Origin of the sequence: Occallatibacter sp. (assembly GCF_049510455.1) — a bacterium.
In the GTDB taxonomy this organism is placed as follows: domain Bacteria; phylum Acidobacteriota; class Terriglobia; order Terriglobales; family Acidobacteriaceae; genus Telmatobacter.
Window position 1 is genome coordinate 1 of sequence record NZ_JBEKYX010000142.1, and the last position, 7,794, is coordinate 7,794.

Sequence of the window (7,794 nt, forward strand, 5' to 3'; positions counted from 1 at the left end):
CTGCTCCAAAGAAACATAGCTGAACATCCCATCCTGAACCTGCTCAGTTCCACGCATAATCAGTAGACGAATCTACGCACAACCCCGTTGCGGAGAGCTGCCTTTTTCAACAAGTTCCTAGATCATCATCCTGAGAGTCTTAAATCTGGATCGGAGCAATACGCTGTCGCAAGCAAGATTCGCCCTGGTCAAAAACTCTCCAACGTCAGAGGCGGTTCAAATGCAGTACACACGTGGGAACTGCCAGAAATCTTTGGCAAAACGACTGCGCGAGAAAAACGAGTGCTGGAGGCGGTTATGAGGTTGCGCAGACAAATGCGAACGCGTGATTTGGGAGACGCCGACCCAGTACACATCTCCTCACTCAGCGAGCACTTAGGATTTGCAACAGAAGCAGATGTGCAACGCTTGATAAAAAAGACATTTTTGCGGAACTCCGGGTCCGGTATCGATCTGACCCATACATTCAATGGAACATTCAGGCGACTGAAATGGGATGGGCTCGCCTTGACTGTAGATACACGTTTCGGTGACCCGAGGTATTTTCTACATCCGGAGGACAATCGAGGTTTTTCTTTTCGTGAAGCTGCACGAATCCAGGGATTTCCTGACAGCTTTAAATTCGTGGGCTCCAAGACCGATAAATTTCGCTTGATTGGCAATGCGGTTCCCCCGCCTGTCGCGTGCAGCCTTGCTACAGCGATAAAGGAACAATTGCTTGATGAACGCTAATTTGGCACGCATTCTCCGGGATTGGGCTTTGTCCATGCCAGACGGGCCTGAACTTCAGCGTATTCAATCACAGGTTGAATATTTCTGTGACGAACTCTACGAGGAATACGAACCGACAAGGGGAGCCCATCCAGATTTCTGGGAACGTCTCGACAAATGGCTAAAAAACATATCTGGCGATGATGAGAAGAAATCCTTATTTCGACTTATTCCGTTTATCTTCTTTCTTGGCCCAAGGGAAATGGAATGCCTGTATAAAGCCTCCTTCCAGCATCACATCCTTTCTTGGATTGTAGAGTCCATCTCATCGCCGCTGCACGATCCAGGTCTGAATCAGACCATCGATGCGGAGACCAGCAAAACTTGGTTTTGTCCCATTACCGACAGCATGCGTATCAATGCCTTCTATCATTACAATTCCATTATTGGAAGGGATTTTCGTCCAGACTGGCGCTCGCTAGCCTGCTTCGGAGATGTGGCAAAAATCGAGGATTACATTGCAAAAGAAGGCATAAAACGTATTGTGCTTCTCGAAGATTTTGTCGGAAGCGGCAGCCAGATGTTCCACGCCGTCAGATATGCTGCAAGTCTGCCATCGCATCTGCCGGTCCTCGTTATTCCACTAATAATGAGCCCTCGTGCGGAGCCGGTGGTGGCTCTCTTGAAAAAGCGTTATGCGAATGTAGAAGTTCGTCCAGTTCTTCAGCTTTCATCTTCTACGCTGATAAAACGCGTACCTGATCCCGAAGAAATTTCATTGGCACCATCGGTGCGGGCATTGGCAATTCAGGTAGAGACGCAAATGACCGCGGGGCTTTCTCCTGCAAGTTTGACAAAGTGGTACGGGCCATTCGGATTTGATAGGAGTGGAGCACTGCTGGTGATGTATACAAATTGTCCCGACAATGCATTACCACTGATCCATCACGTTGCTCCGCAGTGGAGCCCACTATTTCCCAGGTCTTCGAGGCTCTAATCATGCAGAGGCGGATCAATCCTTTCAACGAGCTCTATGTGACTGAGTCAATCAGTTCCTCTCAGTTTGTCAAGATTTTCAGCCCTGCATTGATAAGGAACGCCGAACCCCTTTTCCTGCCCGGTAACGTCATTCTGAGCGGTGTTCAGGGCAGTGGAAAGAGCATGTTGCTCGATCTACTGAAACCACGTGTACGGATTGCTTATAGTGAGGCGAATGTTCAATATCCCATCGATGAATTTAATAAAAGGTTCATTGGCGCTGGCATCAACCTAATTCGGAATCGCGCGATTGATTTCGGTCAGCGCCAGATGGCCAAGGATCCCAGCGAGCATGAAGAGGTTGCACCTCTCTTCTTCGCAGACTTCCTAAATCACTGGTTGGTAATGGACATTCTTCGCTCGATTGAGGTGCTTTCGACTGATGCAGGCGCCTCAACAGCACTTCAGCTCGATACGGACCCGAGCCATCGCGACGCCTTTGCAGCGAAGCTAGCAAGCTCTTCAGCCTGGCTGGGTAGCCTCGAAGGAGTGACGACGTGGGCTGGGCTCAAGGAGCATCTTGGCACTCGAATCGCAGCCTACTTCGCCTTTTTGAATTTCAATCGCGATGCACTCCCCGATGAATTCAACACGACCAAGACCTCGGTTGGCGAACCGGTGAGCGCGGCGGCAGACGCTCTGAAGACTTGCGGGATAACTCCCCAAGATGTTCATATTTTCCTCCAGATCGACCAGTATGAGGAACTTTGCCGACTCGAAGGACTGTATTCGAAATTCGGTCCTCTCTATCGTCAGATGGTCAACAAGGCGCTGGGCCTCCGCAATCCGAGCGTTTCATATCGTATTGGCACCCGAACGTACGCATTGGAAGACGATCTTTTCATTTATGGGACCACCGCAAAACTTGAGCGTGATCGAAACTATAAGCACGTTGACCTTGATAGCGTCCTCAGAAGACGGGAAAACGTGAAAAGCTACATCTTTCCAGCGTTTGCAAAAGATGTATTTGCAAAAAGGCTAGCACTCGCGGGCTATGAGAGCGAGGATCTTCCCAACAGTTTGGATCACGTACTTGGGGAAGGCCCAACTCCTTCAGAACGCGCAAAGATAGTTGCAGGTAAGACACCACAAAATGCAGTCGCAATTGAGCCAGAATGGGGCGATGAAATCAATTCAACCTTGATTCGGATTGCCATGGATGCCCCCCTGGAAGGACGCCTAACCGAGGCTTGGATTCGACAGAAAATTGCGTCGTCACCTCAGAGTGTCATCAATCTTGGCACAATATCCGATTGGAAGAAGAAGACCTGGTGGAGAAAGGAACGCGTCGAACAGGCTCTAATTCAGATTGCAGGCAGATGCCGGCGTCAGCGAATGCTCTGGTCTGGAGTTGAGGACATCATTCAATTGAGTGGAAGCAATATTCTTGTGTTTGTCAGCATTTGCCAGCACATCTGGAATGCATGGTTGCGCACGATGCCAATGGACTCATCGCGAGAGATCAGTCGAATTGAAGATGACATTCAGGCCTTGGGTGTCCACGAAGCAAGCACTCACTGGTACACCAAGATTCCGGAAGAAAAAGATGGAAATACCCGCCAGCGATTTATAAGTTTCGTCGCGAATCTTCTGGAGCGAAAAATGTTTTTAGACGTCGCAATGTCCTACCCCGGACATAGCGGCTTTTCTGTCGCTCTTCATGAATTGGACTTGGACCCGGAAACTAGAAGGTTCCTTGAGGATGCGGTCGATTATGGCGCCCTTTTTGATTCTCCGCATACAACCAAAGGCAGCGACCGAAAGCCGAGGCGCAAGTTTTACCTCAATCCAATACTGACTCCACATTTTAGGCTCCCCCACATTCGTACGAAAGAACCGTATTATGTTTCCGTCGGGGACTTGAGAAAGTGGATGCAGGCTGCTGGTGTGGGAACTGATTCAAGCACTCTTCAACAGCGAACATACGTACAGGACGAGTTTGTCTGGCAAGACGAGGATGGCAAATGAAATACCGTCCTTGGGGGCAACTTTCTTGGCTGGTGAAAAGGACTGCTCTCACCTGGTCACTTATCAATTCCTATTCGATGGAAATGAGGTCCATCGCAGCGCATAATGCGCTGTGTGATATCGGCGATCTTGTTGAGACCTTTACGCTAAACATAGCGAGTCCGGCATCACGTTTTTCGGCGCGTCATGCTGCACTGAAAGAAGAGAATCGGAAACTGCTGAATACGGGGAAACATCAAACGAATATTTATGATGTTGAATTGTTCTCTTCAGACGCCGTGATTGTAGGTCTCATACAGGACATAATTGCTCGTGGGACAAAGAACATCATTCTTGACATTAGTTGTATGCCAAAACGTTTCTTTTTTCCATTCCTGAAGTTGCTGATAAAGGCTGCCAGTGTTGAAAACTTGATCGCAGCCTACGCTGTACCTCAGGGCTACCACGGTGGCATGCTGGCTGAAGATCATAGCCCTCTCCAGAGCCTTCCATTGTTTGGCCAGACATTGTTTGACGATAACATTGACCTAGCTGTTATCGGGGTCGGCTTTGTACCTCTTGGAATCGCCTCGCTATTAGATACATACAAAAACCGCGCAGTTCCGGTCGAACTCCTGTTTCCGTTTCCACCGGGACCTCCGTTCTATCAAAGAAATTGGCGGTTCATTGAGGAGATCCGTCACACGCTCGTAAATGAGGGAAGTGACCCTCGGCGCATTCACGCCGTAGATTTGTCCACCGCATTTGAGCATATCGAGGCGCTATGTGCTGATGGCGCAAAGCGTGCAGCGTTCGCACCTTACGGACCGAAACCCATCTCGCTTGCGATGGCCCTTTATGCAATTGCCCACGATTGTCCCGTGTACTATACGCAACCTCGTGTCTATCACCCCGAATACTCACAAGGGATAAACAAGATCAATGGGCAAGCAAATATAAATGCCTACGCGCTCCGGCTAAACGGGCACAAGTTTTATTGATGCTTAGTTGTTCTCCTCACTGAGAAATCGACGACGCCACGCGCCTGAAAGAACGTGAGCGAGGCTTCGCACTAACATTCAAGGGCTACGTTCCGATTTCCAAAATGGCCCACAATTTGTTGACGTCCTTCGGACGTTTCGTGCATTGGCCAGTTGAATCCAATGGTTATTGAGAAACTAGTCTTTGTTGACACTGCTCCACTCGATCAAGCCGGCCGAATAATGACGATAACGAGCTCTCATCAATCCGTAATAGGCACTCATGGAAGGCATTATTGGTCAACTGCTGCATATGTCTGAGGACTTCACGCCCGCGTCTGGTGAGCGGTGTCAGGAGTATTGGGGCGACTTGCCGATCCTTGTCAATCAGGTAGTCGGAATAGTCGTAGTAAACAAGTCCTTGACTTACGATGAACTTTATATACCGTTCCAGAAAATCATGCTCTTCGAAACTGACATAGACACCAAACTCGTCTGCTCTGATCTCTGCAATCTCCATGCAAAGAGACATGGAAAAGAACAGTTTCCGTCCAATGTCGGCGAGTCCAAAACCGAACAGTTCGAAGAAGCTCATGCGGAAGCCAGGATTGCGACGCGACTGACTTCACGGCTGGCACGTTTACCCGATAGATTGCACTCCCAAACAACGAGCACCGACCAACCGAGTCGTCTATTCTGCAAATCGGTTCTCTGATCCCGAAGTTGGTTGTTGCGAATCTTTGGGTGCCAATAATCTATGCGGGATTTTGGCAGATGTCCGTCAACACAGCTATGCCCGTGCCAGAAGCAGCCCCTTACTTGAATCAGCGTCCGGTACTTTGGAAGCACAATGTCCGGTTTGCCAGCCAGGGTGGAATCATGGACTCGGAACCGAAACCCAAGTCGATGAAGTGCGCTGCGAAGCACGATCTCAGGCTTAGTATCCTTGGCTTTGATGGCTCGCATGACGGCGGAGCGCTTTTCCGGATTGAATACATCTGCCATTAAATGCCCAGACAGCGACGTAATGCGACTGCTAGATGCCAAGCCATTCGAGGAGCGACGGCCTCGCTCACAAGACGAGTCTGTGCAGAGATGTGTCCTTTGAGCACGTACGACTTTGGAAAGGACTTTAGCAGCATGGCCTCGTATATGCTTAAGCGGCGGCTGCCGCTGGGGTGAACATGGACTTCGCGGTTGCCGTATGCAACAGTCCAACTCGGCTGATCCCAAGCAAGTGTTCTAAAGCTTCTGCCCCATGACTGCCCTTCGATTAGCGCGCCCTTCGTCTGAAACTTCTTTGAACGCGGAACCATGCACCAGTGGTTTGGATGAACATCAGGGGACGATGGATCCAATCCCCTTCTATTGAACACCGGTGCCGGGAGTGGCTCAATGGTTTCCCTCACCGTCCTGATTCTTACCTCTGGTTTAGGCCAGTTCCAGACAGCTTCCGGATGGAGCGTTCGATTGAGCCCAACTATAAAAACCCGCGGCCGAACCTGCGGAACCCCGAAATTGCGCGCGTCGAGCGTATTTTCAAAAATCTCGAAGCCCGCATCCGAAAATAGGCTCTTAAAGTGGTCGTACCGATGGCGATGTTTCACGCCGAGCAGCCCCGGCACATTTTCAAAGACAAAGAATGAGAGTGGGCGCTGCTTATTCAACCGCTTAAGCAGGTTGGCATATGCCGCAGGAAGGGAATGCCGGGGATCATCATCCGTTTGATGGACATTCGAAACGCTGAAGCTTTGACAGGGCGGACCTCCAACAACTCCTGACACCCGAAGCGGTGATTCATTCAATTCGTCGATTGTGGCGGGGCTTAGCTTGCTAATGTCCCTTCGGAACACCTTGCTATCGGGGTGGTTGGCAGCGAATGTACTGACGCAATCCTGGTCAACATCAAAAGCGATGTCAGTCTTGAACCCTGCTTCCCTGAAGCCTTCGTCCAAGCCACCAGGTCCGCAAAAAAGGCTCAAGAGATGCAAGTCTGATTTTGACCGTGAATTCTTGATTCGAGTCGGTGCAACGACTCGTAGGGAATTCGTTTACGAAAGAGCAGCACCGGGCGGCGTTTGCCGGTGTCGCACAGGCAGACCGCCGATTGCGGGATCTCCGCGATTATGGCTGGGTGATCCTGCATCCACAAGGCGCGGCAGGCGCAATAACCGGCTGCTGCAAGCAACGAAAGGAGAAGAGTATATGGCGAATGTTTACGTAGAGGCCAGGCCTAAGGGGCGCCCTGAAGGGTCCCGGATCGAAGATTACGTGGTCGAAACTCAAGGCGATCAGGTACTCGGCACTTTTGGCACTCAGAGGGCAGGCATCGGTTGGTCAAAGGCAAATGGCCACACCCCCCACGTCGCTCGCGTTCGGCACCTCAATGATAAGAAGAGGCCTGATCATTGGCGGGCCGTCTGAGACGCGCTAGGGCACCCCGGAGCGCTCGCCGGCTGTTTTATGCGACATGGTTTTCTGGGGCACATATGCGGCTCGCAGTAGAAACGATCGGGAAATGGCGAGGGTATCGACGAACTGGAATGTGTATCGATGGCTTAGAGTTCAAACTCCGAGGTGAGAAACATGGATGATAAGAAGGAAAAGAAGTTCAAAATCTTCGTTAACCAAGACGAGCATGAGATCGACACTCACACAATCTCCTATGCGCGAGTCGTGGATCTTTATCTAGGGGAGGGCGGCGCACCTTCGAAAGAATATCTCGTCAAGTACTCCCACGGCCCCTTGGAGAATCCAAGCGGCACTCTCGCCCCAGGGCACGAAGTTCAGGTGAAAGATGGCATGCGATTTAGGGTTTCGGGAACTGGCGAGTCTTAATCCCTTCGTCCAAGATCTTGTTGAGCAGGGATATCATCTGGATTTCGTCCACGGTTAGTTTTTCATCTATGGCCTGCCATACCTCGATAAAGCGGGAAGTCTGAGACATGGCGATTGGATTAGCCCGGTCGATTTGACACAGGGGGGAGCACTTGATCCCCCTAGGAACTTGTTGAAAAAGGCAGCTCTCCGCAACGGGGTTGTGCGTAGATTCGTCTACTGATTATGCGTGGAACTGAGCAGGTTCAGGATGGGATGTTCAGCTATGTTTCTTTGGAGC

At 50.5% G+C, this 7,794-nt stretch carries 8 protein-coding genes; 5 read left to right on the top strand and 3 right to left on the bottom strand.

The genetic code is table 11. From position 1 onward, the window contains the following. Positions 1 to 297 precede the first annotated feature (297 nt). The 4 genes from ABSG47_RS19355 to ABSG47_RS19370 are packed head-to-tail and all read left to right on the top strand — an operon-like array spanning position 298 to position 4,697. Entirely contained in the window at positions 298 to 732 is a 435-nt protein-coding gene (locus ABSG47_RS19355; protein WP_424171690.1) for a DNA cytosine methyltransferase, read from the top strand. After that, complete coding sequence (locus tag ABSG47_RS19360) at positions 722 to 1,708, top strand: phosphoribosyltransferase-like protein (RefSeq protein WP_424171693.1); 987 nt, start codon at positions 722 to 724, stop codon at positions 1,706 to 1,708. Before ABSG47_RS19355 ends, ABSG47_RS19360 begins: the two co-directional genes overlap by 11 nt. A gap of 2 nt (positions 1,709 to 1,710) precedes the next feature. Beyond that, on the top strand, positions 1,711 to 3,717 hold the full coding sequence (locus ABSG47_RS19365) for an ORC-CDC6 family AAA ATPase (protein ID WP_424171696.1): 2,007 nt from the start codon (positions 1,711 to 1,713) through the stop codon (positions 3,715 to 3,717). Beyond that, the gene (locus tag ABSG47_RS19370; protein ID WP_424171699.1) at positions 3,714 to 4,697 is read left to right on the top strand and encodes a hypothetical protein; all 984 of its coding nucleotides are present in this window, start codon (positions 3,714 to 3,716) and stop codon (positions 4,695 to 4,697) included. The genes ABSG47_RS19365 and ABSG47_RS19370 overlap by 4 nt, the downstream gene beginning before the upstream one ends. A gap of 166 nt (positions 4,698 to 4,863) precedes the next feature. Here ABSG47_RS19370 and ABSG47_RS19375 read toward each other — a convergent pair whose 3' ends face one another. From ABSG47_RS19375 to ABSG47_RS19385, 3 genes are read right to left on the bottom strand one after another with little or no spacing between them, the layout of a single operon-like run. After that, a complete protein-coding gene (locus ABSG47_RS19375; protein ID WP_424171701.1) occupies positions 4,864 to 5,271 on the bottom strand; it encodes a hypothetical protein in 408 nt (135 codons plus the stop codon). Further along, positions 5,268 to 5,681 (bottom strand): very short patch repair endonuclease, encoded by a 414-nt coding sequence (locus tag ABSG47_RS19380; RefSeq protein ID WP_424171704.1) that lies wholly within the window; start codon positions 5,679 to 5,681, stop codon positions 5,268 to 5,270. Before ABSG47_RS19380 ends, ABSG47_RS19375 begins: the two co-directional genes overlap by 4 nt. Beyond that, on the bottom strand, positions 5,681 to 6,667 hold the full coding sequence (locus ABSG47_RS19385; RefSeq protein WP_424171706.1) for a DNA cytosine methyltransferase: 987 nt from the start codon (positions 6,665 to 6,667) through the stop codon (positions 5,681 to 5,683). Before ABSG47_RS19385 ends, ABSG47_RS19380 begins: the two co-directional genes overlap by 1 nt. Positions 6,668 to 7,262: 595 nt before the next feature. Between ABSG47_RS19385 and ABSG47_RS19390 the strand changes: the two genes are divergently transcribed. Beyond that, positions 7,263 to 7,514, top strand: coding sequence for a multiubiquitin domain-containing protein (locus ABSG47_RS19390; RefSeq protein WP_424171709.1), 252 nt, complete (start codon positions 7,263 to 7,265; stop codon positions 7,512 to 7,514). Positions 7,515 to 7,794 lie beyond the last annotated feature (280 nt).